The organism is Pseudacidovorax sp. 1753 (assembly GCF_040544975.1).
In the GTDB taxonomy this organism is placed as follows: Bacteria; Pseudomonadota; Gammaproteobacteria; order Burkholderiales; family Burkholderiaceae_C; genus Xenophilus.
Window position 1 is genome coordinate 104,680 of sequence record NZ_JBEPKY010000001.1, and the last position, 26,689, is coordinate 131,368.

The window sequence follows — 26,689 nt, forward strand, 5'->3', positions numbered from 1 at the left end:
TCGGTCGGCGCCCCGTCGGGCGACTTCAGGAGGGTCGGTGTGCGGCGCAGCCGGCTGCCGTTGGCGCCGCCATCCGGCCGTTCGCGCCGCGCTGGCGCCGTTCATCGCAGGCTGGTGGCGGCGGGCCCGGGCCGCCGGCACAGTCCCATCCCATCGCAGCCTGCCTGCCGGCGGCCCTCATCCACCTGACCTCACTCAAGGAGTTTCCATGCTCACCGATTCCATGCTCTTCCAGATCGTCGCCCACACCCCCACCTGGGTGTTCGCCGTCTTCGCGCTGCTGGCCTGGCGCGGCGCGCGCCAGTTGGTGACGCGCGAGGTCAGCCTGGCCGGCGTCACCGTGCTGCCGCTGGCGCTGGTCGGCTTCGCGCTCTATGGCGTGGCCTCGGCCTTCGGCCATTCGCAGGCTGGCCTGCTGGCCCTGGTGGCCTGGGTGGTCGCTGCCGCCGCCAGCGGCTTCTGGATGCAGGCGCGGCCGCTGTCGCCGCGCACCCAGTACGACCCCGAACTGCGCGAGTTCCTGCTGCCCGGCAGCCCCTGGCCGCTGGTGCGGATGATGGGCATCTTCCTGACCAAGTACGTCGTCGGCGTGACGCTGGTCTTCCATCCCGGCCTGGCGCAGGACAGCGGCTTCGCCCTGGGCATCAGCGCCCTGTACGGCCTGTTCAGCGGCATCTTCGCGGGCGGCGCGCTGCGCCTGTGGCGCCTGGCGATCAGCGCCGACCGCACGGCATCGCTGGCCTGATCGCCGTCCACACGATTGAAGCGGATCCATCATGCGCCCCGAACCGTCTTCCGCCTCCCTGGATGCCCTGGCGCATCGCCGTGCCCGGGCCAAGCTCGGCTGGTTCGCCCACGCCGCCGTCTATGCGCTCGTCAACCTCGGACTGATCGTGCTGTCGCTGGCGCAGGGCCGGCACTGGGCGGTCTTTCCGCTGCTGGGCTGGGGCCTGGGCCTGTTCTTCCACGGCCTGGGCGTGTGGGTCTTCGCGCCCGGCAACCCGGTGATGGCACACATGGTGCAACGCGAGCGAGAGCGGCTGGCCCGCACCGGCCGCTGACGCCCCATCCCCGCATGCTTTCTGAGGCAACATCGCGCCCCATGATCACCGTTCACCACCTCGAAAATTCCCGCTCCCAACGTGTGCTGTGGCTGCTGGAAGAGCTCCAGCTTCCCTACGAGATCGTGCAGTACAAGCGCGACCCGGCCACCATGCTGGCGCCGCCCGAGCTCAAGCGGGTGCATCCCCTGGGCAAGGCGCCGGTCGTCACGCTCGACGACGGCAGCGTGCTCGCCGAATCCGGCGCCATCCTGGAGACGCTGGCCGAGCGCTACCCCGCGGGCGCCCTGCTGCCCGAGGCCGGCAGCCCCGAGGCCCTGCGCTGCCGCTACTGGCTGCACTACGGCGAGGGTTCGGCCATGCCGCCGCTGCTGCTCACGCTGGTGTTCAACCGCATCAAGGGCGCGAAGATGCCCTTCTTCGTCAAGCCCATCGCCCGCGGCATCGCCGACAAGGCCATGGCCAGCTTCGTGCAGCCGCAACTGCGCCAGCATCTGGACTTCATGGAGTCGGAACTGGCCCAGCGCGACTGGTTCGCCGGCCCGTACTTCAGCGTGGCCGACATCCAGATGAGCTTCCCGGTCGAAGCTGCCCGCGCCCGGGCCGGCTTGGACGGCAGCCGGCCGAAGCTGATGGCGTGGCTCGAACGCATCCACGCACGGCCGGCCTATCAGCGCGCGCTGCAGCGTGGCGGCCCCTACGCCCTGATGGATTGAGCGCAGCGCCGGCGGCCTTTCCCCAACATCTCGTCCGGAGCGCGCCACCATGCCCGTTCTTCTGCTCATCCTGAAGTTCGCCGTCGTGACGGTGCTGGTCGCCTCGCTGCTGGAGGCCGCGGTACTGTCGTGGCGCCACACCCGCGGGCTGGGGCCGGCCTACGACTGGAAGTCCGCCGGGCTGTCGGTGGTCGACTTCCTGGTGCGCGAATACCCGCTACGCTGGCTGCTGCCGCTGGCCTTCTGGGTGGGCTGGATGGACTGGCTCTATGCGCACCGGCTGTTCACCCTGCCGCTGGATCACTGGACGGGCTGGGTCGCCGCCTTCCTGCTGCAGGAGTTCTGCTACTACTGGTACCACCGCGCGGCGCACCGGGTGCGCTGGTTCTGGTGCACGCATTCCATCCACCATTCGCCCAACGACCTGAACCTATCGGCGGCCTACCGCTTCGGCTGGACGGGCAAGCTCACCGGCGTCCTGGCCTTCTTCCTGCTCGCCCCGCTGCTGGGCGCGCCGCCGCGGCTGATCCTGCTGATGTTCACGCTCAACCTGCTCTATCAGTTCTGGATCCATGCCACCTGGATCCCGCGCCTGGGCCCGCTGGAATGGGTGCTGAACACACCCTCGGCGCACCGCGTGCACCATGCGTCGAACCTCGAATACCTGGACGGCAACTATGGCGGCGTGCTGATCGTGTTCGACCGCCTGTTCGGCACCTACATCGCCGAACGCCAGGACGTGAAGCCTCGCTACGGCCTGGTGAAGCCGCAGACCTCGTACAACCTGCTGGCCATCGAACTCGACGGCTGGCGCGCACTGTGGCGTGACCTGCGCGGGGCGAAGTCGGTGGGCGAGGCGCTGGGCTACCTGTGGCGCCCGCCGGGATGGCGGCCCGGGGGCGGCGAGACGACGGAAGAGCTGCGTCGCAATGCAAGGCTGGCCACACCGACCATGCCCGCGGCCCCCCCGCCGAGCGGCCCCGCGACTGACGTCGCGATCGTGCCACCACTGCCGGCGCCATGACCGAGCCCGCGGATGCAGCACCTGGAGGCCGGCCGCCGGGCCACGGCGCCTCGCCGATGACCGTCCTGCTGCGCAGCCTCCTGCGCCATTACCTGCATGTGCTGGCCCTGTGCTGCGTGGTGACGGTGTTCACCACGCTGATGTGGCCCACGCGCAGCTATCTGATCCAGCTCGTCTATTCGGTGTGCATCGGCACGATCTGCTGGGCCACGATGGAAGCCGGCCGTTATCTGGTCGATCCGCGCCACTGCCATGGCAACCCCGAGGGCGGCCGTGGCTGGCCCAAGGGCTGGCGCGGCATGGTCCTCACCGTGAGCGGCATCCTGGTGGGCTTCTACGTGGGCGACGAGGTGGCCTACTGGCTGATCGGCCCCGGCGACAGCGACGCCGGGCCTGCCAACAAGAACATCATCGGCCTGTACATCACGGTGGCGGCCGGCGCCATCGGCTCCTTCTACTTCCACGCCAAAGGCAAGTCGGCCGCCATGGCCGCCGAGATTGCCGCGGCGGCCCGCGATGCCAGCGAGGCGCGGCTCAAGCTGTTGGAGACCCAGCTGGAGCCGCACATGCTCTTCAACACCCTGGCCAACCTGCGCGTGCTGATCGCCACCGACCCCGAGCGCGCCGTCGCCATGCTGGACCGCCTGAACGATTATTTGCGCGCCACGCTGGGCGGCTCGCGCAGCACGCTGCATTCGCTGTCGCAGGAGTTCGACCGCCTGGCCGACTACCTGGCGCTGATGGCCGTGCGGATGGGGCCGCGCCTGCGCTGCACCCTCGACCTGCCGCCCGAGCTGCGCGAGGTGCCAGTGCCCCCGCTACTGCTGCAGCCGCTGGTCGAGAACGCCATCCGGCACGGGCTGGAGCCGCAGGTCGAAGGCGGCGAGATCCGTGTGCTGGCCCGCCGCGAGGCGGACGACCTCGTCATCGACGTCATCGACACGGGTGCCGGCCTGGCCGCGACACCAGACGGCGGGCTCGCCGAGGGCGCAGGCTCGCCGCCCTCCGACACTGGCGCGACCTCCAAGGGCGGCTTTGGCCTCACCCAGGTGCGCGAGCGCCTGCGCACCCTGCATGGCGAGCGCGGCACGCTCACGCTGAGCTCACCGCGCGGCGGCGGCACCCGTGCCACCGTCACCCTGCCCCTGCCTGCTTCCGCCTGACCACGCCCTGCCGATGCCCACAGCCCTGATCGCCGAAGACGAACCGCTGCTCGCCCAGTCCCTGCAGGTCGAACTGGCCCGCGCCTGGCCCGCCCTGCAGGTGACGGCCGTTGTCGGCGATGGCCTGAGCGCCGCCCGCGAGGCGCTGCGGCTGCGCCCCGACGTGCTGTTCATGGACATCCGCATGCCCGGTCAGGACGGACTGGCCGCCGCCGAGGAGGTCGCCGAACGCTGGCCTTCGGACGAGGCGCCGATGCCGCAACTGGTCTTCGTCACCGCCTACGACGAATACGCCGCGCGCGCCTTCGAGGCGCAGGCGCTGGACTACCTGATGAAGCCGGTGCAGCCGCAGCGGCTCGCCCGCACCGTCGCCCGGCTGCAGGAGCGCCTGGCCGCGCCCGCGGCCCTGCCGCAGCAGGCACTGGCGCAGTGGCGCGACCTGCTGGGCGCCGCCTCCCCGCCACGCGGCGAATCGGCGCCGCTCAAATTCATCGCGGCCAGCAATGCCGGCGGGTCGACCGTGCGCATGGTGCCGGTGGACGAGGTCCTGTATTTCGAGGCGGCCGACAAATACGTGCGCGTGTTGACGGCCGATGCCGAGCACCTGATCCGCACGCCGCTCAAGCAATTGCTGCCGCAGCTCGATCCGCAGCGGTTCTGGCAGATCCACCGCGCGGTGGTGGTGCGGGCCGACGCCGTCGACGCCGTCCATCGCGACGAGGCGGGGCGCATGCAGCTGACGCTGCGCGGCCGGCCGAATGAGCCGCTGCCGGTGAGCCGGCTCTATGCGCCGCTGTTCCGGGCGATGTAGCGAACAGGCCCGAAAAGTACGCAGCGCCCACGAAAAAGCCGCCTTCCGGCAGGCGGAAAGGCGGCTCGATTCGCGGCATGGACCGGCCGTGAAGCCGATCCACTGCCCTCAGCGCCAGTGGTGATGGTGGCGGTAGTAGTAAGGCCCCGGGCCGTAGTAGACCGGCGCCGGCTCGTACACCACCGCCGGCGGGGGCGGACGGTAGTACACCGGCGGCGGCGGCCGGTAATACACCGGTGCGGGCGGGGCCACGTAATAGGCCGGCGGCGGGCCGTAGTACGCGGGCGGCGGCGCCGCCACTCCCACGGCCACGCCCGGCACCGACACGCCCAGCGACCAGCTCACCTGCGCGCTGGCCGACGATGCGGCAAACAGGGCACCCGCTGCAACGGCGGCAGCCGCCGCCCACTTGAAGAAGCCCGTGCGAGAGACATTCATCTCGATCTCCTGGAAAAACTGGGGAAGGAGGGCATTCGCAAAACTGCCGTCCACCTGACCCATAGAACGGCCGATGCCCCGGAAAGGTTCACCCGTGAACGTGACGTTGGTTGCCAGACGTAACCCCTCCGGCATCGTGGAGGCCACTTGCGCTGCAGCGCGGCGAAACCATCGACGCCGGGCCACCCATAAAATTCCCCGATGACTTCTCCCACTGCCCCGCACGGCGACAACAAGAACAACGGCGGCAAGCAGGCTGCCGCGTCCGCGGCCCCGGCCGCCCCGAGCAACTTCCTGCGCCACGTCATCGAAGCCGACCTGGAACAGGGCACCTATGACTCGCGCCGCTGGGGCGGTGGCCCGGGCGACGGGCCCTACCACCAGGCCGGCATGCCCGATCCGGCGAAGATCCGCACCCGCTTCCCCCCCGAACCCAACGGCTACCTGCACATCGGCCATGCCAAGAGCATCTGGCTGAACTTCGAGCTGGCCAAGGAATACGGCGGCGTGTGCCACCTGCGCTTCGACGACACCAACCCCGAGAAGGAAGAGCAGGAGTACGTCGACTCCATCCGCGAGGCGATCCGGTGGATGGGCTACTCCACCGCCCTGGCCGACATGCCCGCGCAGCCCGGCACCGCGCAGGACCACATCTACTACGCCAGCAACTACTTCGACTTCATGTACGGCGCGGCCGAGCACCTGGTGACGGCCGGCCACGCCTACGTGGACGAGCAGACGCCCGAGCAGATGCGCGCCAACCGCGGCGACTTCGGAACGCCCGGCACCGACAGCCCCTTCCGCAGCCGCACCCCGGAAGAGAACCTCGCCCGCCTGCGCCAGATGAAGAACGGCGAGCTGCCCGACGGCGCCGCCGTGCTGCGCGCCAAGATCGACATGGCGAGCCCCAACATCAACCTGCGCGACCCCACGCTCTACCGCATCCGCCGCGCCACGCACCACAACACGGGCGACCAGTGGTGCATCTACCCGATGTACACCTTCGCGCACCCCATCGAGGACGCGCTGGAGCAGATCACCCACAGCATCTGCACGCTGGAGTTCGAGGACCAGCGCCCCTTCTACGACTGGCTGATGGCCCGCCTGATCGAAGGCGGCCTGCTCACCGCCCCGCCGCCGCGGCAGTACGAATTCGCGCGGCTCAACGTCACCCACGTCATCACCAGCAAGCGCAAGCTGCGCCAGCTGGTCGAGGAAGGCCATGTGGACGGATGGGACGACCCGCGCATGCCCACGCTGGCCGGCCTGCGCCGCCGCGGCTACACGCCCGAGGCGCTCAAGCTCTTCTGCGAGCGCAGCGGCACCACCAAGTCCGGTGGCGCCTGGACCGAGTACGCCGCGCTCGAAGCCGCGCTGCGCGATGCGCTCGACCCTGTGGCGCCGCGCGCCATGGCCGTGCTCGATCCCCTCAAGCTCGTGATCACCAACTGGGACAGCGCCATGGGCGCCGGCCATCTGGAGCCCTGCACCGCCCCGGTCAATCCGCATGACGAGGCTGCGGGCCACCGGCATTTCCGCTTCGGCCGCGAGCTGTGGATCGAGCGCGAGGACTTCATGGCCGTGCCCGAGAAGGGCTACCGCCGCCTCTTCCCGCCGCACACCAACGCCGCCGGCCAGCCGGTCGAAGGCAACAAGGTGCGCCTGAAGTACGGCTACGTGGTGCAGTGCACTGGCTTCGAGCAAGACGCCGACGGCCGCGTGACCCAGGTGCTGGCCGAGGTCCTGCCCGACACCAAGAGCGGCACGCCCGGTGCCGACAGCGTGAAGGTCAAGGGCGTGATCGGCTGGGTGGGTGCCCATGACGCCGTGCCGGCCCAGATCCGCCTCTACGAGCGCCTCTTCAAGACCGAGCAGCCCGGCAGCGCCGACAACATCGCCGACGAACTGAACGACGCCAGCCTGAGCACCGTGCAGGGTTACGTCGAAGCCGGTCTGGCCGGCGCCGCGCCGGAGACGAACTACCAGTTCGAGCGCCTGGGCTATTTCGTGGTCGACGCCAAGGCCTCGGCCGAGGGGCGGCTGGTGTTCAACCGCACGAGCGGGTTGAAAGACAGCTGGGGGAAATGAGCGAAGAGCCGGTCCCTGGCAAGTCGGTGGCACATGCAGCCTCTGCGCAAGGCTTGGACCGTGCGCCGCCGACGCGGGAGTCGCTGCTTGAATTCATGCAGCGCTCACCGTTTGCTGGTGAAGACGGTTTGCCGGCAGCGCGGGACACGAGTGCCACGCGCGACGTGTCGTCATTCCTGGCCGACGACGCGGCACCATGCGCGATGCCGCATCCCTCGCCCGCTGATTCTTGATCCGTGACGATGACGGACGCGACGCTATCGCCGGCCCAGCACGCCAGCTTCCGGCAGTTGGCTGAAGACTTACCGGGTATCGACCGCGAGGCCTACGAATCGGCCGGCCGGGACTGGCGCGATCCGGTCATCGGCCTGGGGCCGCGGGATGCGGCGCTGTGCATCTTCGGCCGCGACCCGGGGCGCACCGAGGCGCAGCACGGGCAGCCCTTCCTCGGCAAGGGCGGGCAACTGGTGCGCGCGGCGCTCCATCGGCAGCGGCACGGAGCCAACGCGCCGGCGCCGGACTTCGATGCGTCCATCCGCGCCGGCTCAGGCGTGTTCTGGCTCAACACGGCGCCCTACAAGCCCGTGGGCAACAAGGCCTGGTCGATGGCGGTCAAGCGGCGCTTCCAGCCGCTGATGGCGGAGCTGCTCATCGACCTGTGGCAAGGCCGCGATGGCCGGCGCACCGTGATCGCGCTGGGCCGCGAGGCCTTCTTCTGGTTCGGCATCGGGCAGCCGGCGGAGGTGAATGCGGCCCTCGACGACTTCTGGGCGCTGGGCGACGAACGCTATGCCTGCACGCTGGAGGTCGGCTACGCGCACGGCGGCGTCACGCACCCCATCACGCTCGCGCCGCTGCCGCATCCATCGCCGGCCAATGCGGTGTGGTTCTCGCGCTTCTCGGCGCTGATGGATACACGCCTGCGGGACTTGAGCTGACGCCCCGGCGCCTCAAGGCGCTTCGCCGCGAGGATGGCTGCGGACGATTGCGCCATGGCGACGACCGGACTTGAAGGCGGGGCTATGCTCGCCGCCGTCCATGACTGCGCCGTCCCCCCGCCTCATCCGCTTCCACAAACCCTACGGCGTGCTCAGCCAGTTCACGCCAGAGGGACGCTGGCGCGGGCTCAAGGAGTTCATCGACCTGCCCGGCGTGCATGCGGCCGGCCGGCTCGACGCCGACAGCGAGGGGCTGCTCCTGTTGACGAGCGACGGCCCGCTGCAGGCGCGCATCGCCGACCCGCGGCACAAGATGGAGAAGACCTACTGGGTGCAGGTGGAGGGAATCTGCACCGACGAGGCGCTGGCGCAGCTGCGAAACGGTGTGGTCCTCAACGACGGGCCAACGCTGCCGGCACGCGCGCGCCGGCTCGATCCACCGCCGCAGCTGCCGCCCCGCGAGCCCCCCATCCGCGAGCGCAAGAACATCCCCACCGACTGGATCGAGCTGGCCATCCGCGAGGGCCGCAACCGGCAGGTGCGGCGCATGACGGCGGCGGTGGGCCTGCCGACGCTGCGGCTGATCCGCGTCGCCATCGGCCCCTTCGTGCTCGACGGACTGGCGGCCGGCACCTGGGAGGCGCTGGAGGTGCCGCCGGTGCTCGATGCGCCGGTGCCCCGACCGCCACGCCCCGGGGGCAGTGGTGGTGCCCCTGGGTCCCGGCCCGCGGGCCCGCGGCGGCCGTACAGCCCGCGCAGCGCGGGCCACCGGCCCGACGCTTCCGATCCAGCCCCGGCGCGCCGCACCCCGCCGCCCGGCCGCCGCCGCCCATGACCCTGCGCACCAAGATCATCGCCCTGGCCGTGCTGCCGCTGCTCGCGGCCCTGGGCCTGGTCGCCTTCGGCCTGCAGCACCAGTCGCGCGACCTGCACCGCCGCGAGCGCCTGCTGATAGAGCAGAGCCACATGGCCCAGCGCCGCGGCGAGCTGCGCAGCTACGTGGACCTGGGCCTGAGCGTGATCCGCCCGCTCTACGAGCGCGGCGACGACGCAGCCACACAGCATGAGGCGCTGCGCCTGCTGGGCACGCTGGACTATGGCAACGACGGCTACTTCTTCGTCTACGACCTGCAGGGCCACGTGCTGATGCATTCGCGCCAGCCCGAGCTGGTGGGCCAGTCGCTGTGGGACCTGCGCGATTCGCATGGCCGCTACACCATCCGCGACCTGATCGGCCGCGCGCGGGCCGGCGGTGGCTACGTCGAATACGAATGGCGCAAGCCCTCGGCAGGCGGTCTGGCGCCCAAGCTGGGCTATGTGCAGGCGCTGGACCGATGGCAATGGATGGTGGGCACGGGCCTGTACCTGGACGACATCCAGGCCACGCTCGACGCGCTGGACCAGCAGACCAGCGGCAACGTCAGCGGCACCCTGCTGTGGATCGCCGCCATCGCCATGCTCTCGCTCGCGGCCGTGAGTGCCGGGGGGCTGCTGCTTAACCTCAGCGAGCACCGCGTGGCCGAGGCCAAGCTGCGCCAGCTGGCGCGGCGCGTGGTGCAGTCGCAGGAGGAAGAACGCGCCCACCTCGCCCGCGAGCTGCACGACGGCACCAGCCAAACGCTGGTGTCGGCCAAGCTGCTGGTCGAATCGGCGGTGGATGGTCTGCAGCGCGAGGGCCGACCCGTCCCGCCGCTGCTAACGCGAGCGCTGCAGCGCCTGGGCGAGGCGCTGCTGGAAGTGCGCCACATCTCGCACCGCCTGCGGCCCGCGCTGCTCGACACCCTGGGCCTGCCCGCCGCGCTGGAGCGCCTGGTGGACGAGGCCGGTGGCGTAGGCCCCACGGTCGCGCTGCAGGTCACGGGCGAAGCCGGGGAACTGTCGGCGGAGGCCAAGACCGCCCTCTTTCGCATCGCGCAGGAGGCGCTGACCAACGTCCAGAAGCACGCTGGCGCGGCCCACGCCGACCTGCGCCTGCACTTCAGCCCCGACCGCGTGTGCCTGACGGTCGAGGACGACGGCCTGGGCTTCGACGTCGAGGCCGCGCAGGCCGACCCGCACCGCGGCCTGGGCCTGCGCCACATGCGCGAGCGCATGGAAGCCGTCGGCGGACGGCTGCGCCTGCAGTCCGCCCCCGGGCACACCACCGTCACGGCCGAGCTGCCGCGCACCTTCAAGGAAATCTCCGCATGAACCCCGAGACGCCCGTGCGCCTGTTCCTGGTCGACGACCATCCGCTGGTGCGCGATGGCCTGCGCGCCCGGCTGGAGGCGCTGCCCGGCCTGCGCATCGTCGGCGAAGCCGGCAGCGCGACCGAGGCCCTGGCCCAGGTCGATGCCGCGCGGCCGGACCTGATGCTGGTCGACGTCGGCATGAAGGACCTGAACGGCATCGAGCTGGCCGCCCTGCTGCTCGCCCGGCCCACGCCGCCGCACGTCGTCATGCTCAGCATGTACGACAACCCCGAGTACGTGCAGCGCGCGCTGCAGGCCGGCGCGCAGGGCTACGTGCTCAAGGATGCGCCGGCCTCGGAAATCGTCGCCGCCATCGAGGCCGTGGCGGCCGGCGGCACCTTCCTGAGCCCGGCGGTGTCGAAAAAGCTGTTCCGCAACCAGGCGCCACGGCCGCTGCTCACCCCGCGCGAGAGCGAGATCCTCTCGGCCATCGGCCGCGGCGAATCCAGCAAGCAGATCGCCCGCGAGCTGGGCCTGTCGGTGCGCACGGTGGACGCGCACCGACAGAGCATCAAGCGCCGGCTGGGGATCGAGGGGCAGGCGGAGTTGATCCGCTATGCGGTGGAGCACACGCGGCAGTTCGGCCCGGACGGCCGCTGAAGGCCTCGCACAGCGCACCAGGGTTGTCCCTTAGGCAATCCCTCGCGGACTTCCCACGCACTGCAACGGATGCGCCGCCCGGCGCCGCTTCCGACACTCGATGGGTTTTCACCCTCGAGAGACAACGCACATGCAAAGCCTCCGCCGCCACCTCGTGTGGCTCGTGGTGGCGGTCGTCGGCGCCTTCGCGCTGGCCACCGTCGCCCTCACGCGCGGCGAAAGCGTCAACGCCCTGTGGGTCGTGACCGCCGCCGTCTGCACTTACCTGATCGCCTACCGCTACTACAGCCTCTTCATCGCCGACAAGGTGCTGGGGCTGGACGGCTCGCGCAAGACGCCTGCGCACCGGCACAACGACGGGCTCGACTACGTGCCCACCGACAAGAACGTGCTGTTCGGCCACCACTTCGCGGCCATCGCGGGCGCCGGCCCGCTGGTGGGCCCGGTGCTGGCGGCGCAGATGGGCTACCTGCCCGGGCTGCTGTGGGTGCTGGCGGGCGTGGTGTTCGCCGGCGCGGTGCAGGACTTCATCGTGCTGTTCATCTCAACCCGCCGCGACGGCCGCTCGCTGGGCGACCTGGTCAAGCAGGAGATGGGCGCGGTGCCCGGCATGATCGCCCTCTTCGGCACCTTCATGATCATGATCATCATCCTGGCGGTGCTGGCCCTGATCGTGGTGAAGGCGCTGGCCGAATCGCCCTGGGGCACCTTCACGGTCGCGGCCACGGTGCCGGTGGCGGTGTTCATGGGCCTGTACCTGCGCTACATCCGCCCGGGCCGCATCGGCGAGGTGTCGGTCATCGGCTTCGTGCTGCTGATGGCCGCCATCTTCGGCGGCCAGGCGGTGAGCGAGAACGCGGCCTGGGCCGCGATGTTCACCTTCGACGGCAAGGCGCTGACGTGGATGCTGATCGGCTACGGCTTCGTGGCCGCCAGCCTGCCGGTGTGGCTGCTGCTGGCGCCGCGCGACTACCTGTCGACCTTCCTCAAGATCGGCACCATCGTGGCCTTGGCCATCGGCATCGTGATCGTGATGCCGCAGCTGCAGATGCCGGCACTCACGCAGTTCGCCAATGGCAACGGCCCGGTGTGGTCGGGCTCCATGTTCCCCTTCCTGTTCATCACCATCGCCTGCGGTGCGGTGTCGGGCTTCCATGCGCTGATCTCGTCGGGCACCACGCCCAAGATGCTGGACAACGAGCGCCATGCGCGCTTCATCGGCTATGGCGGCATGCTGGCCGAGTCCTTCGTCGCGGTGATGGCGCTGGTGGCGGCCTCGTGCATCGAGCCGGGCATCTACTTCGCCATGAACAGCCCCGCCGCACTGGTGGGCAGCACCGCCCAGCAAGCGGCGGCCACCATCTCCGGCTGGGGCTTCGTGGTCACGCCCGACATGCTGGCGCAGACCGCCCGGGACGTGGGCGAGCACACCATCCTGGGCCGTGCCGGCGGCGCGCCCACGCTGGCCGTGGGCATGGCGCACATCCTGCACCAGGTGATCGGCGGCCAGGCCATGATGGCCTTCTGGTACCACTTCGCGATCCTCTTCGAGGCGCTGTTCATCCTGACGGCGGTGGACGCCGGCACGCGCGCCGGCCGCTTCATGCTGCAGGACCTGCTGGGCAGCTTCGTGCCCGCGCTCAAGCGCACCGACTCGCTGCCGGCCAACCTGCTGGCGACGGCGCTGACGGTGGCGGCCTGGGGCTACTTCCTGTACCAGGGCGTGGTCGATCCACTGGGTGGCATCAACACCCTGTGGCCGCTGTTCGGCATCTCCAACCAGATGCTGGCCGCCGTGGCGCTGATGCTGGGCGTGGTCGTACTGTTCCGCATGAAGCGCGAGCGTTACGCGTGGGTGGCGGCGGCGCCGGCCGTGTGGCTGCTGGCCTGCACGTTGACGGCGGGCTGGCAGAAGATCTTCTCGGCCGACCCGAAGGTGGGCTTCCTGGCCCATGCCGCGAAGTACACCGAGGGCATCGCCAACGGCGTGCTGGTGGCGCCGGCCAAGACGCCCGAGGCCATGGCGCGCATCGTGTTCAACGACCGGCTCGATGCCGGGCTGTGCGCGCTCTTCATGTTCGTGGTGCTGAGCGTGCTGGTCTACACCGTGCGCGCCTGCCTGTCGGCCCGGGCCGCCAACCGGCCCACGGTGCACGAGACGCCCTACGAGCCGATGGCCGCGGGCGCGCGTGCGGCCGGCGCCCATTGACCGGCACGTGCGCGCCATGGTGAGCCTCGCCACCCTGCCCGAGACCGGGCGCTATATCGCCCGCTCGGTGCGCCAGTCGCTGCGGCTGATGGTGGGCCTGCCCGACTACGACACCTACCTGTCGCACATGGCGCAGACCCATCCGGACCGCGCGCCGATGAGCTACGAGGAGTTCTTCCGCGAACGGCTGGAGGCGCGCTACGGCGGGGGCAAGGGGCGCTGCTGCTGATCGGCGGCGCCCTGGCCAGCGCTCACCGGCAGGCGAAGCTGGCCGCCTTGTCCACATCGCCGCCCAGGTACTGCGCGACTTGCGGAAAGGCGCACACCGGCCGGCTGCGCTCGCTGCCGTCGGTTCGGCGCTGGGTGGCCAGCAGCGCGGCCGGCGCGCGGCCCGTCTCGGTCCAGTCGATCACGGCAGTGACGGCATCGAGCACGTTCGGGGCGTCACCGCCGCCGCAGTGCTGCATGCCGGGCACCATGAACACGCGGTAGCTGTCGTCCAGCTTGGGGGTGGCGCGCGCAGCCTCCTCGTGGTAGCCCACGCTCATCATCGGATTGAGGGCCGGATCGGCCCAGCCGTGGTAAGTGATCATCTTGCCGCCGCGGGCCGCAAAGGCGCTCAGGTCAGGGTTGCGCGCATCGACCAGCGTGCTGATGAACCCGGTGGACCGGAAGCCCTGGTCCAGGTCGAAGCTGCGCCAGTCGGCATCGGGCCGGCTCGCGGGCTGGTCGGCAAAGTAGCGCAGGAAGGTCTGGGCATAGGCGCTCTGGCGGGTCTCGCCAGGCGGCAGGGCCTGCGCGCCCGAGGTCGCGGCCGGGGCCTGCGGCATGGAGACGAACCATTCCGCCCAGCCGCTGGTGCCTCTGGCGTCGGGCGCCTCCGAGCCCCAGGGCCAAGCCGGGAACACGTTCTGGCCCTTGTGCTGCATGTCCCGGTGCACCGCCTCCAGCGCGGCGACCTGCGCCTCGCTCAGGCCCGGGAAGTCCGCCCTTGGGTCGATGACGCAGCGGCGCGGGTCGGTGATCACGCCATCCTTCAGGCCGTCCACCGCATCGCACTTGGCCATGATGGCCCGGCCGATCTGCGACAGCTGCGCGCCGGTGAAGCCGGCCTTGGCGATCAGCGGCGCGTACGACACGTAGTCGTACATCGTGCCAGTGAAGTTGAGCACCGGCGCACCCGCGGCGATGCCGTCGAAGTCGGCCGGATAGCGCTGCGCCGACATCAGGCCCTGCCGCCCGCCGGTGGAGCAGCCGTCGAAATACGACTTGGCGGGCTTGCGTCCGTAGAAGGCGGCGGCCAAGTCCTTGGACGCCTGCGCCGTCAGGTGCACGGCGCGAAAGCTGTAGTCGACCAGCTTGGCCAGGTCGTTCTGCGCGAAGCTGCCCAGCGGCTGCGCGATGGCATCGTGGCCGGTGTTGGTCTGCGCGGCGACGAAGCCGCGCTTGAGCGCCTCGTCGCGCAGGGCCACGCGGCTGGGTGCATCGATGCGCTCGCCGGCATAGCCGCCGTTGCCGCGCATGTAGAGCCGCCCGTTCCAGCGCAGGGGCAGCGCCACCTCGACCAGCACCTCAGGGTCGAGCATGGCGACGATGCGGCAGAAGTCGGGCACGCCCTGCGCGGCCGGCGTGACGGTGGCGCTGAGCACGGTCAGCCGCGTGCCCTCGACCGAGGTCACCTGCTGGCCGAGCCGCGCACAGTCGCCGGTGGCGGCGAGGCTGGCCTCGGCGTAGCTCGAAGCCGACTGGGCGGAATCGCGGAAGCTGCCGGCGTTCTGCGCCTGGGCGGCGCCACCCAGCGCCGCGAGGCAAAGGGCAGACATTCGAAGGGAGGAAGGGAGGGTCATACGTGTCTCCTGGTTGTTGGCGTTCCGCCGCCGGAAGGCCGTGCCCGGCGAGCGGCGGGCTTTCATGCCGAAGCCCGCGCCCAGTGTGCCCGCCCGGCGGACGAGCCGTCGTCGCCTGCGCTACGCGGCGCAGCCGGTGCGCCTGCCGCGAACCGGATCAGCTGCCCAGCACCAGCCGGCTGATGACCGCCCCGCCCACCACCAGCCAGAGGGCCAGCACGGCGGCGAGCAGCAGCGGCCGGGGGCCAGCCTGGCGGATGGCGCCGAGGCGCGTGGTGAAGCCCAGGGCGCCCATCGCCATCGCAAGCAGCAGGTTGTCCAGCGCGTTGGCCGCCTGCACGGCCCCGGCAGGCAGCCAGTGCAGCGAGTTGAAGAGCACCACCGCCACGAAGCCGAAGGCGAACCAGGGCACGGCCAGGCGTGCGGCGGGCACGGGGCCGTCCCCATGGCCCTCTGCAGAGTGGCTGGCTCCCCCCCGACGGCCCAGCCAGGCGGCCAGCATCAGCAGGAAGGGCGCCAGCATCATCACGCGCACCATCTTCGCGATGACCGCCGTGTCGGCCGCCTCGGGGCCGATGCCGCGCGCGGCGGCCACCACCTGCGCCACCTCGTGGATGGTGGCGCCGGCATAGAGCCCGAAGCCGTGCTGGCCCCCGGGCACCAGTGCCCAGTGCTGGTTGAGCACATACAGCGCCGGGTACGTGAAGATGGCCAGCGTGCCGAAGACCACCACCGTGGCCACGGCCACCGTCACCTGCGCCGGGCGGCCGCGCACCACCGGCTCCGTCGCCATCACGGCGGCAGCGCCGCAGATCGCGCTGCCGGCGCCGATCAGCATCACCGTCTCGCGCTCCATGCGCAGCCAGCGCAGGCCCACCCAGCAGGCGATGCCGAAGGTGGAAGCCAGCATCAGCGCGTCGACCAGCACGCCCGCCAGGCCGACGTGGCCGATGTCCTGCACCGTCAGGCGCAGGCCGTAGAGCACCACGCCCAGCCGCAGCAATTGCTGCTTGGCCATGCCGATGCCCGGCCCGGGCCGGGCATGCCAGTGCGCCGGCACCCCGTTGCCGGCGACCATGCCCAGCACGATGGCCAGCGTGAGCGCGCTCAGACCGCTGTGCGCCAGCGCCGGGATCTGCCCCAGCACCATGCCCCCGGCGGCCAGCAGTCCGGCCAGGGCCAGACCGGGCAGATGGCGCGCGCCCCAGGACACCGGCGCTGCGGCCGGCAAGGCGTATGCAGGATGGGGATGGACCTCGGTGTTCATGGCAAGCCGCTGTGTCAGTGGGAATGGCATCGACTCTAGGCACCGGCCTTCGACCCGTCCAACGGGTAATCTGGCTAGGATCGAGCGACTGGATCGCTCGATGGAGATCCCCGCCCATGGACATGCCCCACCTCACCCTGCGTCAGATGCGCGTCTTTGCCGCCGTTGCCCAGGCGGGCAGCACCGCAGCGGCGGCCCAGGCCATCGCGCTGTCGCAGTCGGCCACCAGCTCGGCCCTGAACGAGCTGGAACGCCTGCTGGGGCTGCGCCTGTTCGACCGCAACGGCAAGCGCCTGGTGCTCAACGACGATGGCCGCCGCGTGCTGCCGCGCGCCCTGGCGCTGCTGGACGCCGCGGCCGACATCGAGCGCCTGGCCCACGACGGCGGCGACGCCGACGCGCTGGCGCTGCGCATCGGCGCCAGCACCACGCTGGGCAACCATGTTCTGCCGGCGCTGCTGCGCGACTTTCTGGGGGCGCAGCTGCAGGCCGCGCCGGCCGGCTGGCAGGCGCGCGTGCGCATCGGCAACACCGAGGCCATCTGCGAGGCGGTGGCCGCCTTCGAGCTGGACGTGGGCCTGATCGAAGGTCCCAACCGCCTGCCCGCCCTGGCCAGCACGCCCTGGCTTCAGGACGAGATGGTGCTGGTCGCCGCGCCCGGCACCTTCGGCACCGCGAACAATGCAGCGCGCGTGCCCATGCGCCGCCTGCGCGAGTCGCTGTGGCTGCTGCGCGAGCCCGGCTCCGGCACCCGCGAGGTGACCGACCAGCTGCTACTGCCGCACCTGGGCGGCCATGCCCGCAGCCTGGAGCTGGGCAGCTCCGAGGCGATCCAGCAGGCGGCGGTGGAAGGGCTGGGCGTGGCCTGCCTCTCGCGCTGGGTGGTGCAGGAGGCGCTGGCCGCCGGCCGGCTCGTGGCGCTGCAGACCGCGCTGCCGCCGCTGCGGCGGCAATGTCACCTGGTGCTGCACCGGCACAAGCAGCCGACGCGGGCGCTGTCGCGCTTCTGGGCCATGGCCCTGGCGCGGGCCGCGGCGGACCACGACGGGGCGCGCTGAGCGCGGCCAGGGACCGGGAGCGGCGACGCACCACCGCAGGCACAGCGGTCCATCCAACGCCGCGCAACGGTCCGGCCGGCTCAATGCAGAGTGCCGCCGCCCTCCACGATGTCCGTGTCGACGTGCAGTGCGGTGCGCAGCATCAGGCGCACGCCCTCGACCTGCTCACCCAGCGCCAGGGCCGGCTCGCCGGCGTGCTCGGCCAGTTGCGCAGGCAACCAGGGCAGGTGCGCGAAACCACCACGCACGCCCGCCAACGGCAGGCGCGTGGCGAGCCGGTGCATCAAAGCAAAGAACAGGTGGTTGCAGACGAAGGTGCCCGCGGTGTTCGACACCGCGGCAGGAAGGCCCGTGGCCTGCAGCGCCCGCACCATGGCCTTGATCGGCAGGGTCGAGAAGTAGGCGGCCGGGGCGCCAGGCACCACGGGCCGGTCCACCGGCTGGCGTCCCGCGTTGTCGGCAATGCGGGCGTCGTCGATGTTGATGGCGACGCGCTCCAGCGTGATGCCCGCCCGCCCGCCGGCCAGGCCCAGCGCGACGACCAACAGCGGCGGGGCGCCTGCGGCCAGGTGCTCGTCCAGGCGGGCCACTCCGTCGTCGAAGACGCAGGGCAGGCAGACGGATTCGACCACCACGCCGGATGCCAGCACCTCGCGGTCGAGCGCGCGGGCCACTTCCCACGAAGGATTGAGGGCATCGCCCCCGAAGGACTCGAAGCCCGTCAGCAGAACCCGGCGAAGTGGCGTGGACATGGACACAGGAAGGAACGCAGGCGCCCGCAAGGGTATCGCAGACAGGTAGGCTCCATGCCTGCCAGGCCGCCAGGCCGCTCGCCTGTCCATCCCGCCCATGACCCAAGACTTTCGATTCCCGAACCGCCGCCGCACGCTGCTGGGCCTGTGTGCCCTGCCTCTGTTCACTCCCTTTGCGACGCACGCCGCGCGGCCTGTATCGGCCGGTCCTGAGCCGGGAGTGTGGCCGCATGCATCGCAGGTGCCGGGCGGGGTGGCGCGCCTGCCTCTAGGCCCTGCCAACCAGCGCCCCCGCGTGACGACGGAAGCCGGCCTGCCCGTGCTGGTGGTAGGCGACCCCATCGCCTGGGCGGCCATCGTCGGCATTCCGCTGGCTGCGCAGCCCGGCGAGGCCCATGTGCGGGTCGGCGAGGCGGGCGGCAGCCGCCGCATCCCCTATGCCATCGCGCCCAAGCGCTATGCCGAGCAGCGCCTCACCGTGGCGCCGAAGACCGTCGACCTCTCCGCCGCGGACCAGGCCCGCTACGAGCGCGAGCGCGACCACCAGGCCGGCGTCATGGCCACCTTCAGCGAACCGATGCCCGCCGAGCTGGCCATGGCGGTGCCGGTGCCCGGCCGCCGTTCCAGCTCCTTCGGCCTGCGCCGCGTCTTCAACGGCCAGGCCCGCAATCCGCACAGCGGCATGGACATCGCCGCCGGCACCGGCACGCCGGTGCGCGCACCGCTGCCCGGCCGGGTGATCGACACGGGCGACTACTTCTTCAACGGCGGCACCGTCTGGCTGGACCATGGCGGCGGACTGCTGAGCATGTACTGCCACCTCAGCCGCATCGACGCGAAGGTGGGCGACCGCCTGGCCACGGGCGACGCCTTCTGCGCCGTCGGCGCCACCGGCCGCGTGACGGGGCCGCACCTGCACTGGGGCGTGATGCTCAACCGGACGATGGTCGATCCGGCGCTGTTCATCGAGGCCTGATCCGGCGGCCGCTGCACGCGTCGGCGGCCTGAAACACATCAACGAATTCGCCTCTGCCGCGCTGCAGCATGCGCCGCCGTCCGACACGGCCGCCCGCCCCGGCCCTGATGCAATCCGCACCGAGGCGGGTCGCAGTGGAAGGCCCGCCCGAACCATCGTCCGAGGAGAAACGAATGCCCCGATTTGCCACCATCCATGGCCATGTCACCTTCACGCCCGGCGACGGCGCGCCCATCGAGATCCCGGAAGGCCGGGTCGAGATCCTGGAAGCCGACGACAGCGTCACCCTGTCGTGGGAAGCCGAGCCCGGCACCGTCGGCACCACCGCCATGCCGCGCCTGCAGTACGACCAGTACGTGGAGGCCGGAAAGATCCGCCCCGAGGCAGGCGATCAGGCCGCCGCCTGACGCGATGCAGGACGCCTACCCCAGCACGCCCACCGGCACGAGGTAGGCGTCCTGCCCCAGCAGGTCGATCCCACACTGCAGGGATTCGGCCCAGTCCAGGAAGGCGCCAACGGCCGGCCCGGCAAGCGGCGCCCCGTGCTGCGGCACCAGCAGCGCGATGTCCAGTTGGCGCGCCATGCGCACCCACAGCCGCATCACCTTGTTGGACACCATGTAGCGGCGGTGGAAGGCCTCCATGTGCGGGCGGATACGGGCAAAGTCGGTGACCGGCGCCTGCGCTTCGGCACCGCCCACCATCGAGGCGCCCAGATCACCGGAGAACAGGATGCGGCTGACCGGGTCGTAGAACTGGAAGTTGCCCTCGGAATGGAGAAAGTGCGCGGGCAGCAGCCACAGTTCGCTGCCGCCGAGCTTCAGCCGGCCGCCCTCGTCGGGCACGGGCAGGACCCTGTCCGCCGTCTTCCCACTCTTGGCGAAATGCGGCGCGAAGCGTGCCCAGATTCGCGAGATGACCAACTGCGCCGAGGTGGTCGTCAGCCAGCGGTCGAGCGAGGCAATGATGTCGGGATCGGCATGCGAGGCGATCAGGTAGCTCAGTCGGCTCGGCTGGAAGTGCCGCGTCATGCCCAGGAAGAGCTCATTGAAGGCGATGTTGCCGCCCGGGTCGATGATCGCGCCCACGCCCTGGTCGATCAGCAGGAACTGGTTGCACTGCACCGCCTCGCCGCCGTCGCGGACCAGGTCGGTGAACATCAGGCAGGCATGCTGCGCGTCGCGGTAGAGCTCGATGGGCACGGGGCCGGCGCCGGGGCGCGGAAGACGAGGAACGGCGGATTCTTGACCTGAGTCCACCGCATGTCGATGAGGCGCCCGCTGCTTTCGCCGCCTGTTTGAGTTGGATCAACCGGAGGCCGAGTCGCCAGCCTTCGCGGCGCGCGCCGGCGCTTCGCACCAAGCCGTACGCAGGTGCGACAGGAAGCGCTGCGCCAGCGGCGACGGCGTGGCACCCGCCAGCGTCAGCACCCCCATGCGCCGGGTCAAGGGCACGTCCGCCAGGTGCAGTCCCTTGAGCCTGGGATCGCGCACGGGCAGGGCCAGCTCGGGCACCAGGCCCACGCCAAGGCCGGCCTCCACCATTGCAAGCAGCGCGCTCACATGGCCAACTTCCAGCCAGGCCGGCGGAGGACGCTGGTCGGCACCCAGGCCGGCATCGAGCAGGCGCCGGTTACCGCTGGTGCGCGCCACCGCCACCCAGCGCTCGCCCGAGAACATCGCCAGGTTGGGCGAACGCTTGCGCGCGAGCGGATGGTCGCGGCGCACGGCCAGCACGTAGCGCTCTTCCAGCAGGGGCTCGAAGTTCAGTGCGGGGTCGGTCACGCCGCTGAAGCCCAGGCCGAAATCGGCCTCGCCGGTGCGCACGGCGGCCGCCACTTCATCCATGCCGCCGTCCATCAGCCGCACCCTCACCTGCGGCAGCCGGCGGCTGAAGCCCTCGATCAGCTGCGGCATGCGCGCCGTCGCCACGGTGGGCACGCAGGCGATGGAGATCCGGCCGGCATGGCGCGCGGCGATCTCGTGCACGCCGAGCACCGCCGCCTCCAGGTCGTCGAGTGCCAGGCGTGCCCGCGACAGGAAGGATTCGCCCACCCGAGTCAAACGCACGTCGCGCGTGGTGCGCTCGAAGAGGCGTGCGCCGAGCAGCTGCTCCAGCCGGTCCACGCGGCGGCTGAGCGCGGCGGGCGAGAGGTGAAGGTCCTCGGCCGCCGCGCGGAAGCCGCTGCGGTCCGCCACCGCCACGAAGGCCTGCAGCTGCTGGAGATCGAAATTGATGCGTGGCACGCAACAAGTGTATTGAACGTTGCACTTGTCGTAACAACGCGGGACGCCGACGATGCCGGCCGGTTTCAACCCATCCTCCAAGAACATGACCGAGACAAGCCTGAAGCGAAGCTTCGCCTGCGCCGCCCTCTTCCTCGCCTTCACCGGCACGGCCCTGGCCGAACCCCTGACCGTCGTCTCCTCCGGTGGCTTCGCGGCGGCCTACAAGAAGCTGGTGGCCGAGTGGCAGAAGCAGCCCGACCACGCGGTCGACTCGCAGTGGGGCCCGTCGATGGGCGCCACCAAGAACGCCATTCCCCAGCGCCTGGACCGCAAGGAACCCATCGACGTCGTCATCATGGTGGGCGATGCGCTCGACAAGCTGATGGCCACCGGCCAGCTGGTGCCGGGCTCCAAGGTCGTGCTGGCCGATTCCACCATCGCCTGCGCCGTGCCCCAGGGCGCACCGCGCCCCGACATCGGCACCGTCGACAAGCTGCGCCAGACGCTGCTGAATGCCCGTTCGGTGGCCTGGTCCGACAGCGCCAGCGGCGAATACATCGAGCGCGAGATGCTGCCCAAGCTGGGCATCGCCGAGCAGATGCGCGGCAAGGGCCGCAAGATCCCCGCCACGCCGGTGGGCGAGATCATCGCGTCCAAGGAGGCCGATTTCGGCTGCCAGCAGCGCAGCGAACTGCTGCCGGTGCATGGCATCGACATCGTGGGTGACCTGCCCGCCGACGTGCAGTACGTGACCGAGTTCTCCGCCGCCATCGTCGCCAGCAGCCCGCGCCGCGAGGAGGCCACGCGCTTCCTGCGCTTCCTCGCCACGCCCGAGAACGCCGAGGTCATCCGCTCCACCGGCCTGGTGCCGATGACCAAGGGCGGCGCGCGCTGAGCATCCCCAGGCTCGGCCGCCGCACGCGGTGGCCCGGCCCGCGCCGTGCGTGTCTGCGCCGGCGCTTTTCCCCTTCTCTTTCCCTCTCTCTCCTTTCCGGACCCGCCGACCATGCGATCGATCTCCCGCCGCGCCGTGCTGAGCGCCCTGGCCTTTTCCACCCTGACCGGCGCTGCCGGCATTGCCGCGGCGGCCGACTGGCCCTCCAAGCCGATCACCCTCATCGTGCCCTTCGCGGCCGGCGGTACCAACGACATCCTGGCACGCATCGTGGGCCAGAAACTGTCGACGCAACTGGGCGTGCCGGTGGTGGTGGACAACCGCGGCGGTGCCGGCGGCACCCTGGGCGCCGGCATCGCCGCCCGCGCCACGCCGGACGGCAACACCTTCCTGATGGCCGCCATCGCCCACGCTGTGGCACCGGCGCTGTACAAGAGCCTGCCCTACGACTTCGGCCGCGACTTCGACCCCATCGGCCTGATCGGCACCACGCCGAACGTGCTGATCGTCAACCCGTCGGTGCCGGCCAAGACCGTGCCGGAACTGATCGCCTATGCCAAGGCGAACCCGGGCAAGCTCAACTACGGCTCGGCCGGCCCCGGCAGCACCGAGCACCTGGCCGGCGAACTGTTCCGTGCCATCACCAAGACCGACATCACGCATGTGCCCTACAAGGGCGGCGCGCCCATGATGGCCGACCTGCTGGCCGGCAACATCCAGATGGCGCTGGAGACCAGCCCCTCGGCCTCGCCCCACATCAAGGCCGACAAGGTGCGTGCCCTGGCCGTGACCTCGGCCGCCCGCTCGCCCATCTTCCCCAACCTGCCGCCCCTGGCCGAAGCCGGCGTGCCGGGCTACGAGATGACGACGTGGTTCGCGCTCATGGCCCCGCACAACACGCCAGCCGCCGTGCAGGAACGCATGCAGAAGGAACTGCGCACCGTGCTGGCCAACCCCGAGGTCAAGACCCGCTTTGCAGAACAGGGCGTGACGGCCGGCAACATGACGCCGGCCGAAGTGCGCAGCTTCGTGCAGCGCGAGACCCAGCGCTGGGGCGACAGCCTGCGCAGCGCGGGCGTCAAGCCCGAATAAGGGACGGCGCGGGCCCGTCCCGCACGGCTGAGCAAGCCGGCCCGCGTGGCCGGCTTTTTCATTGGGGCGAGCCCGCCGCCGCGTGCGCCTCCTGCAGGCATTGCGCGAAGAGCGCGGTGGCCCGCGCCGGCTGCGGCGAGCGGCGCCACACGCCGACGAAGCGGCAGTCGTAGACGAGCCGCTGCGGCGCCAGTGCCCGCAGCCGGCCCTCGCGCTCGAAGCCGGCCGCGTAATGGTCCGGCAGAAAGCCCAGGTATCGGCCCGACAGCAGCAGCAGCGCGATCGCCTCCTGGTCGTAGCCCGTGGCCCGGCGCGTCAGGCGCGCGCGGTGGCTCAGCTCCATGTTGGGCGAGTGGTAGCCCAGGCCGGCGAAGGCATGGCGGCGCAGGTCGGCCCAGTCCAGCGCGGCGGTGTCGGCCTCGAACAGCGGATGGCCGCGGCCGGCGTAGAGCTGCATCGTCTCGCCGAACAGGTCGGCATAGGCCAGGCTCTGCGAGGCCCGGTGCGCCGGCACCACCCCCACATGGAAGCGGCCGTCGATCACGCCGCGCTCGATGGCGTTGAGCGAAGCCACGTGCACGTTCAGCGACACGCTGGGCGCGCGTTCCGCAAAGAGTGCCATCGCCTCGCCGATGCGGGCCTGCGGGTTGCTGGCCGTCTTGTCGAACAGCGCCACCTCCAGCTCGCCGCCCATGCGGCCGTGGATCTCGTCGATGCCGCCGCGGAAGGTGTCCACCGCCGCCAGCAGGCCCAGCGTCTGCTCGTAGACCTTCTGCCCTTCGGGCGTCAGCGCGAAGCCGGTGCGCCCGCGCCGGCACAGCGTCAGGCCCAGGCGCGTCTCCAGGTCCTTGACGTGGCGGCTGACGGTGGAAGTGCCGATGTTCAGCTCCAGCTCGGCTGCGGTCATGCCGCCGCAGTCGACCACCGCCTTGAACACGCGTAGCAGCCGCAGGTCCATGTCGCTGACCTGGCCGAGCACGGCCCGGCCGCGCGGCCGGGCCTCGTCGGCGGCGGCAGCAGCCGGCACGGCTGCCGGCCTCGGCTTGACCTTGCTCACGGGCGGCGGCGATGCAGTGGAAGCGGCGGCACGCGACTTTCTTGCTTGCATGGATCGTCAAGTGAACAGTGATGAATGTCCATTTTCGCCAGTATCGGCAGGCCCACAATCACGCCCATCCTCAGCCCTTTTCCCACCGCTGCCATGAGCTCCACCCTCGCCTCTCCCGCCCCGGCCCCCGCCGTACGCACCGACGCCGCCTGGCTCGAAGCCCACTGGATGCCCTTCACCGGCAACCGCCAGTTCAAGGCCGATCCGCGCATCATCGTGAGCGGCAAGGGCGCCTACTTCATCGACGCCGACGGTCGCAAGATCTTCGACGGCCTGTCGGGCCTGTGGTGCACGGGCCTGGGCCACTGCCGCAACGAGATCAGCGAGGCCGTGGCCCGCCAGGTGGCCACGCTGGACTACTCGCCGGCCTTCCAGTTCGGGCATCCGCTGTCCTTCGAGCTGGCCAACAAGGTCAAGGACCTGATGCCCAAGGGCCTGGACTATGTCTTCTTCACCGACTCCGGCTCCGAGTCGGCCGACACCTCGCTCAAGCTCGCCCGGGCCTACTGGCGCGCCAAGGGCCAGGGCACCAAGACCCGCCTGATCGGCCGCGAGAAGGGCTACCACGGCGTCAACTTCGGCGGCATTTCCGTCGGCGGCATCGGCGGCAACCGCAAGACCTTCGGCCAGGGCGTCGAGGCCGACCACCTGCCCCATACCCAGCCGGCCATGGGCACCTTCGCCAAGGGCATGCCCGAGATGGGCGGCGTGGAGCTGGCCAACCGCCTGCTGGACGTGATCGCCCTGCACGACGCGTCGAACATCGCTGCCGTGATCGTTGAGCCCTTCTCCGGCTCGGCCGGCGTGGTGATTCCGCCGGTGGGCTACCTGCAGCGCCTGCGCGAGATCTGCACGCAGAACAACATCCTGCTGATCTTCGACGAGGTCATCACCGGCTTCGGCCGCGCCGGCGCCATGACGGGTGCCGAGGCCTTCGGCGTGACGCCCGACATCCTGAACTTCGCCAAGCAGGTGACCAACGGCGTGCAGCCGCTGGGCGGCGTGGTGGCCACCAAGGAGATCTACGACACCTTCATGGCGGCGGGCGGCCCCGACTACCTGGTGGAGTTCCCCCACGGCTACACCTACTCGGCCCACCCGGTGGCCTGCGCCGCCGGCATCGCTGCGCTGGACCTGCTGATCGCCGAGGACGGCCCCGGCCGCGTGAAGGCGCTGGCCCCCTACTTCGAGACCGCCGTGCACAGCCTCAAGGGTGCGAAGCATGTGGCCGACATCCGCAACTTCGGCCTGGCCGCGGGCATCACCATCGCGCCGGTGCCCGGCGAGCCGGCCAAGCGGCCCTACGAAATCGCCATGGCCTGCTGGAAGAAGGGCTTCTACGTGCGCTACGGCGCCGACACCATCCAGCTGGCCCCGCCCTTCATCACCGAGCGCGCAGAGATCGACCGCCTGATCAACGCCGTGGGCGAGGCGCTGCAGGAAGTCGCCTGACGTTCAGCCGCTCGTGCTTCAATACGGGGATGGACGCCCGAAGCACCGCCGCCACCACCCGCCCCGCCGTGATGATGCAGGTCCTCGTGCCCGACGGCACGCTGGCACAGCACAGCACGGCGCTGGAGGCCGCACATGACATCTTTCGTGTGACACGGGTGGCGCCGCAGTTCGCCTGGCAGGCCATGGAAAAGCTGGCCGACTGGGAGCAGTCGGGCGCCACCGGCGACTGCCCACTCAGCGAGGCCGAGGACCTGGCCATCGACGTCCTGCTCTGCGCGCAGGAGGCCGCCAACCAGTCGCTGGGCGTGCGGCCCGGCGAGCCGGCTGTCGAACTGCAGTTCATCGAGGCCTCCGCCGCGCCTTCGCGCTGAACGGGCCGGACGGGCCGGGCCACCACCGCCCTCGCCGCCCGGCCGCTCAATCGTCCTTGCCGACCGTCTCGGTCTTGCGCAGGCCGCGCACGTTCATCACGGCCAGGCACAGCTGGAGCGCGATGAGGGCCCAGGCCTGCGTGTGCAGGCCCCAGGCTGCCCACATCACGTTGCTGGCCAGGAAGATCCAGAAGCCGGTGTTGCGCCGACGCTTGTCGTTCGAAGCCACGAGCCAGGCCGAGATCACCGAGGCCGCGAACGCGGGCCATTGAAGCAGACCGATCCAATCCATCCGAGTGTTTCCTTGCGGTCCGCAGCAAAGGCGGCCAGGACACCCATCCTGCGTGCGCAGGCACGCGCA

General features: G+C 70.7%; 27 protein-coding genes and 1 pseudogene. 20 read left to right on the forward strand and 8 right to left on the reverse strand.

Annotation, left to right across the window (positions count from 1 at the left end; translation table 11 throughout):
* Positions 1 to 208 precede the first annotated feature (208 nt).
* From ABIC63_RS00485 to ABIC63_RS00510, 6 genes are read left to right on the forward strand one after another with little or no spacing between them, the layout of a single operon-like run.
* Positions 209 to 745, forward strand: a complete 537-nt coding sequence (locus ABIC63_RS00485; protein WP_294367429.1) for a DUF6622 family protein — start codon at positions 209 to 211, stop codon at positions 743 to 745.
* Positions 746 to 776: 31 nt separating this feature from the next.
* Positions 777 to 1,061 (forward strand): 2TM domain-containing protein, encoded by a 285-nt coding sequence (locus ABIC63_RS00490; RefSeq protein WP_294367427.1) that lies wholly within the window; start codon positions 777 to 779, stop codon positions 1,059 to 1,061.
* A 41-nt stretch (positions 1,062 to 1,102) separates the two neighbouring features.
* On the forward strand, positions 1,103 to 1,777 hold the full coding sequence (locus ABIC63_RS00495; protein ID WP_294367424.1) for a glutathione S-transferase family protein: 675 nt from the start codon (positions 1,103 to 1,105) through the stop codon (positions 1,775 to 1,777).
* A gap of 49 nt (positions 1,778 to 1,826) precedes the next feature.
* Positions 1,827 to 2,801: a sterol desaturase family protein gene (locus tag ABIC63_RS00500; RefSeq protein WP_354318299.1), complete on the forward strand. Its 975-nt coding sequence runs from the start codon at positions 1,827 to 1,829 to the stop codon at positions 2,799 to 2,801.
* Entirely contained in the window at positions 2,798 to 3,964 is a 1,167-nt protein-coding gene (locus ABIC63_RS00505) for a sensor histidine kinase (RefSeq protein WP_354318300.1), read from the forward strand. Before ABIC63_RS00500 ends, ABIC63_RS00505 begins: the two co-directional genes overlap by 4 nt.
* 13 nt (positions 3,965 to 3,977) lie before the next feature.
* Positions 3,978 to 4,775: a LytR/AlgR family response regulator transcription factor gene (locus tag ABIC63_RS00510; RefSeq protein ID WP_354318301.1), complete on the forward strand. Its 798-nt coding sequence runs from the start codon at positions 3,978 to 3,980 to the stop codon at positions 4,773 to 4,775.
* Positions 4,776 to 4,883: 108 nt separating this feature from the next.
* Here the strand turns inward: ABIC63_RS00510 and ABIC63_RS00515 are convergent, their stop codons facing one another.
* A complete protein-coding gene (locus ABIC63_RS00515) occupies positions 4,884 to 5,213 on the reverse strand; it encodes a hypothetical protein (protein ID WP_294367414.1) in 330 nt (109 codons plus the stop codon).
* A 201-nt stretch (positions 5,214 to 5,414) separates the two neighbouring features.
* Here ABIC63_RS00515 and ABIC63_RS00520 point away from each other — a divergent pair, with 201 nt between their 5' ends.
* The 7 genes and pseudogenes from ABIC63_RS00520 (at position 5,415) to ABIC63_RS00550 (ending at position 13,508) form a co-directional block, all read left to right on the forward strand.
* Positions 5,415 to 7,301 carry a glutamine--tRNA ligase/YqeY domain fusion protein gene (locus tag ABIC63_RS00520; RefSeq protein WP_294367412.1) on the forward strand — a complete coding sequence of 629 codons (1,887 nt, stop codon included), beginning with the start codon at positions 5,415 to 5,417 and terminating at the stop codon, positions 7,299 to 7,301.
* 242 nt (positions 7,302 to 7,543) lie between these two features.
* Complete coding sequence (locus ABIC63_RS00525) at positions 7,544 to 8,239, forward strand: uracil-DNA glycosylase family protein (protein WP_354318525.1); 696 nt, start codon at positions 7,544 to 7,546, stop codon at positions 8,237 to 8,239.
* A gap of 100 nt (positions 8,240 to 8,339) precedes the next feature.
* A pseudogene (locus ABIC63_RS00530) lies at positions 8,340 to 8,888 on the forward strand (pseudouridine synthase); the annotation flags it as partial.
* A 182-nt stretch (positions 8,889 to 9,070) separates the two neighbouring features.
* Entirely contained in the window at positions 9,071 to 10,429 is a 1,359-nt protein-coding gene (locus ABIC63_RS00535; protein ID WP_354318303.1) for a cache domain-containing protein, read from the forward strand.
* On the forward strand, positions 10,426 to 11,070 hold the full coding sequence (locus ABIC63_RS00540; RefSeq protein ID WP_354318304.1) for a response regulator: 645 nt from the start codon (positions 10,426 to 10,428) through the stop codon (positions 11,068 to 11,070). Before ABIC63_RS00535 ends, ABIC63_RS00540 begins: the two co-directional genes overlap by 4 nt.
* Before the next feature lie 130 nt (positions 11,071 to 11,200).
* A complete protein-coding gene (locus ABIC63_RS00545) occupies positions 11,201 to 13,279 on the forward strand; it encodes a carbon starvation CstA family protein (RefSeq protein WP_354318305.1) in 2,079 nt (692 codons plus the stop codon).
* A 16-nt stretch (positions 13,280 to 13,295) separates the two neighbouring features.
* A complete protein-coding gene (locus ABIC63_RS00550) occupies positions 13,296 to 13,508 on the forward strand; it encodes a YbdD/YjiX family protein (RefSeq protein WP_476346328.1) in 213 nt (70 codons plus the stop codon).
* Between the two features lie 22 nt (positions 13,509 to 13,530).
* Here ABIC63_RS00550 and ABIC63_RS00555 read toward each other — a convergent pair whose 3' ends face one another.
* Complete coding sequence (locus ABIC63_RS00555; RefSeq protein ID WP_354318306.1) at positions 13,531 to 15,102, reverse strand: tannase/feruloyl esterase family alpha/beta hydrolase; 1,572 nt, start codon at positions 15,100 to 15,102, stop codon at positions 13,531 to 13,533.
* A gap of 181 nt (positions 15,103 to 15,283) precedes the next feature.
* On the reverse strand, positions 15,284 to 16,393 hold the full coding sequence (locus ABIC63_RS00560) for a YeiH family protein (protein ID WP_354318307.1): 1,110 nt from the start codon (positions 16,391 to 16,393) through the stop codon (positions 15,284 to 15,286).
* Between the two features lie 116 nt (positions 16,394 to 16,509).
* Between ABIC63_RS00560 and ABIC63_RS00565 the strand changes: the two genes are divergently transcribed.
* Positions 16,510 to 17,451, forward strand: coding sequence for a LysR family transcriptional regulator (locus ABIC63_RS00565; RefSeq protein ID WP_354318308.1), 942 nt, complete (start codon positions 16,510 to 16,512; stop codon positions 17,449 to 17,451).
* Positions 17,452 to 17,531: 80 nt separating this feature from the next.
* On the opposite strand, the gene pcp is transcribed toward ABIC63_RS00565, so the two are convergent.
* Positions 17,532 to 18,203, reverse strand: a complete 672-nt coding sequence (pcp, locus tag ABIC63_RS00570; RefSeq protein WP_354318309.1) for a pyroglutamyl-peptidase I — start codon at positions 18,201 to 18,203, stop codon at positions 17,532 to 17,534.
* A gap of 97 nt (positions 18,204 to 18,300) precedes the next feature.
* Between pcp and ABIC63_RS00575 the strand changes: the two genes are divergently transcribed.
* Both ABIC63_RS00575 and ABIC63_RS00580 read left to right on the forward strand, forming a co-directional pair.
* Positions 18,301 to 19,179: a peptidoglycan DD-metalloendopeptidase family protein gene (locus tag ABIC63_RS00575; protein ID WP_354318310.1), complete on the forward strand. Its 879-nt coding sequence runs from the start codon at positions 18,301 to 18,303 to the stop codon at positions 19,177 to 19,179.
* A 173-nt stretch (positions 19,180 to 19,352) separates the two neighbouring features.
* Positions 19,353 to 19,586, forward strand: coding sequence for a hypothetical protein (locus tag ABIC63_RS00580; protein ID WP_295379895.1), 234 nt, complete (start codon positions 19,353 to 19,355; stop codon positions 19,584 to 19,586).
* Between the two features lie 15 nt (positions 19,587 to 19,601).
* On the opposite strand, the gene ABIC63_RS00585 is transcribed toward ABIC63_RS00580, so the two are convergent.
* Both ABIC63_RS00585 and ABIC63_RS00590 read right to left on the reverse strand, forming a co-directional pair.
* Positions 19,602 to 20,381 (reverse strand): oxygen-binding di-iron domain-containing protein, encoded by a 780-nt coding sequence (locus ABIC63_RS00585; RefSeq protein WP_354318311.1) that lies wholly within the window; start codon positions 20,379 to 20,381, stop codon positions 19,602 to 19,604.
* 105 nt (positions 20,382 to 20,486) lie between these two features.
* Positions 20,487 to 21,425, reverse strand: coding sequence for a LysR family transcriptional regulator (locus tag ABIC63_RS00590; RefSeq protein ID WP_294367384.1), 939 nt, complete (start codon positions 21,423 to 21,425; stop codon positions 20,487 to 20,489).
* An 85-nt stretch (positions 21,426 to 21,510) separates the two neighbouring features.
* On the opposite strand from ABIC63_RS00590, the gene ABIC63_RS00595 reads away from it, so the two are divergent.
* Positions 21,511 to 22,302, forward strand: a complete 792-nt coding sequence (locus ABIC63_RS00595) for a substrate-binding domain-containing protein (protein WP_294367382.1) — start codon at positions 21,511 to 21,513, stop codon at positions 22,300 to 22,302.
* Positions 22,303 to 22,413: 111 nt separating this feature from the next.
* A complete protein-coding gene (locus ABIC63_RS00600) occupies positions 22,414 to 23,394 on the forward strand; it encodes a Bug family tripartite tricarboxylate transporter substrate binding protein (RefSeq protein WP_294367380.1) in 981 nt (326 codons plus the stop codon).
* A 58-nt stretch (positions 23,395 to 23,452) separates the two neighbouring features.
* On the opposite strand, the gene ABIC63_RS00605 is transcribed toward ABIC63_RS00600, so the two are convergent.
* Positions 23,453 to 24,352, reverse strand: coding sequence for a LysR family transcriptional regulator (locus ABIC63_RS00605; protein ID WP_354318527.1), 900 nt, complete (start codon positions 24,350 to 24,352; stop codon positions 23,453 to 23,455).
* 243 nt (positions 24,353 to 24,595) lie between these two features.
* On the opposite strand from ABIC63_RS00605, the gene aptA reads away from it, so the two are divergent.
* Both aptA and ABIC63_RS00615 read left to right on the forward strand, forming a co-directional pair.
* Positions 24,596 to 25,954: an omega-aminotransferase AptA gene (aptA, locus tag ABIC63_RS00610; protein ID WP_354318312.1), complete on the forward strand. Its 1,359-nt coding sequence runs from the start codon at positions 24,596 to 24,598 to the stop codon at positions 25,952 to 25,954.
* A gap of 29 nt (positions 25,955 to 25,983) precedes the next feature.
* The gene (locus tag ABIC63_RS00615; protein WP_354318313.1) at positions 25,984 to 26,328 is read left to right on the forward strand and encodes a hypothetical protein; all 345 of its coding nucleotides are present in this window, start codon (positions 25,984 to 25,986) and stop codon (positions 26,326 to 26,328) included.
* 46 nt (positions 26,329 to 26,374) lie between these two features.
* Here ABIC63_RS00615 and ABIC63_RS00620 read toward each other — a convergent pair whose 3' ends face one another.
* Entirely contained in the window at positions 26,375 to 26,620 is a 246-nt protein-coding gene (locus ABIC63_RS00620; RefSeq protein WP_354318314.1) for a hypothetical protein, read from the reverse strand.
* Positions 26,621 to 26,689: the final 69 nt, after the last annotated feature.

Bases quoted from the DNA above. Each gene is read 5' to 3' on its own strand.
- ABIC63_RS00525 (WP_354318525.1), top strand. From the start codon at position 7,544: ATGACGGACGCGACGCTATCGCCGGCCCAGCACGCCAGCTTCCGGCAG.
- ABIC63_RS00550 (WP_476346328.1), top strand. From the start codon at position 13,296: ATGGTGAGCCTCGCCACCCTGCCCGAGACCGGGCGCTATATCGCCCGC.
- ABIC63_RS00615 (WP_354318313.1), top strand. From the start codon at position 25,984: ATGGACGCCCGAAGCACCGCCGCCACCACCCGCCCCGCCGTGATGATG.
- ABIC63_RS00510 (WP_354318301.1), top strand. From the start codon at position 3,978: ATGCCCACAGCCCTGATCGCCGAAGACGAACCGCTGCTCGCCCAGTCC.
- ABIC63_RS00600 (WP_294367380.1), top strand. From the start codon at position 22,414: ATGCGATCGATCTCCCGCCGCGCCGTGCTGAGCGCCCTGGCCTTTTCC.
- ABIC63_RS00565 (WP_354318308.1), top strand. From the start codon at position 16,510: ATGGACATGCCCCACCTCACCCTGCGTCAGATGCGCGTCTTTGCCGCC.
- ABIC63_RS00540 (WP_354318304.1), top strand. From the start codon at position 10,426: ATGAACCCCGAGACGCCCGTGCGCCTGTTCCTGGTCGACGACCATCCG.
- ABIC63_RS00605 (WP_354318527.1), bottom strand. From the start codon at position 24,352: ATGGACCTGCGGCTGCTACGCGTGTTCAAGGCGGTGGTCGACTGCGGC.
- aptA (WP_354318312.1), top strand. From the start codon at position 24,596: ATGAGCTCCACCCTCGCCTCTCCCGCCCCGGCCCCCGCCGTACGCACC.
- ABIC63_RS00490 (WP_294367427.1), top strand. From the start codon at position 777: ATGCGCCCCGAACCGTCTTCCGCCTCCCTGGATGCCCTGGCGCATCGC.
- ABIC63_RS00560 (WP_354318307.1), bottom strand. From the start codon at position 16,393: ATGAACACCGAGGTCCATCCCCATCCTGCATACGCCTTGCCGGCCGCA.
- ABIC63_RS00505 (WP_354318300.1), top strand. From the start codon at position 2,798: ATGACCGAGCCCGCGGATGCAGCACCTGGAGGCCGGCCGCCGGGCCAC.
- ABIC63_RS00495 (WP_294367424.1), top strand. From the start codon at position 1,103: ATGATCACCGTTCACCACCTCGAAAATTCCCGCTCCCAACGTGTGCTG.
- ABIC63_RS00620 (WP_354318314.1), bottom strand. From the start codon at position 26,620: ATGGATTGGATCGGTCTGCTTCAATGGCCCGCGTTCGCGGCCTCGGTG.
- ABIC63_RS00520 (WP_294367412.1), top strand. From the start codon at position 5,415: ATGACTTCTCCCACTGCCCCGCACGGCGACAACAAGAACAACGGCGGC.
- ABIC63_RS00515 (WP_294367414.1), bottom strand. From the start codon at position 5,213: ATGAATGTCTCTCGCACGGGCTTCTTCAAGTGGGCGGCGGCTGCCGCC.
- ABIC63_RS00595 (WP_294367382.1), top strand. From the start codon at position 21,511: ATGACCGAGACAAGCCTGAAGCGAAGCTTCGCCTGCGCCGCCCTCTTC.
- ABIC63_RS00580 (WP_295379895.1), top strand. From the start codon at position 19,353: ATGCCCCGATTTGCCACCATCCATGGCCATGTCACCTTCACGCCCGGC.
- ABIC63_RS00575 (WP_354318310.1), top strand. From the start codon at position 18,301: ATGACCCAAGACTTTCGATTCCCGAACCGCCGCCGCACGCTGCTGGGC.
- ABIC63_RS00500 (WP_354318299.1), top strand. From the start codon at position 1,827: ATGCCCGTTCTTCTGCTCATCCTGAAGTTCGCCGTCGTGACGGTGCTG.
- pcp (WP_354318309.1), bottom strand. From the start codon at position 18,203: ATGTCCACGCCACTTCGCCGGGTTCTGCTGACGGGCTTCGAGTCCTTC.
- ABIC63_RS00555 (WP_354318306.1), bottom strand. From the start codon at position 15,102: ATGTCTGCCCTTTGCCTCGCGGCGCTGGGTGGCGCCGCCCAGGCGCAG.
- ABIC63_RS00535 (WP_354318303.1), top strand. From the start codon at position 9,071: ATGACCCTGCGCACCAAGATCATCGCCCTGGCCGTGCTGCCGCTGCTC.
- ABIC63_RS00545 (WP_354318305.1), top strand. From the start codon at position 11,201: ATGCAAAGCCTCCGCCGCCACCTCGTGTGGCTCGTGGTGGCGGTCGTC.
- ABIC63_RS00485 (WP_294367429.1), top strand. From the start codon at position 209: ATGCTCACCGATTCCATGCTCTTCCAGATCGTCGCCCACACCCCCACC.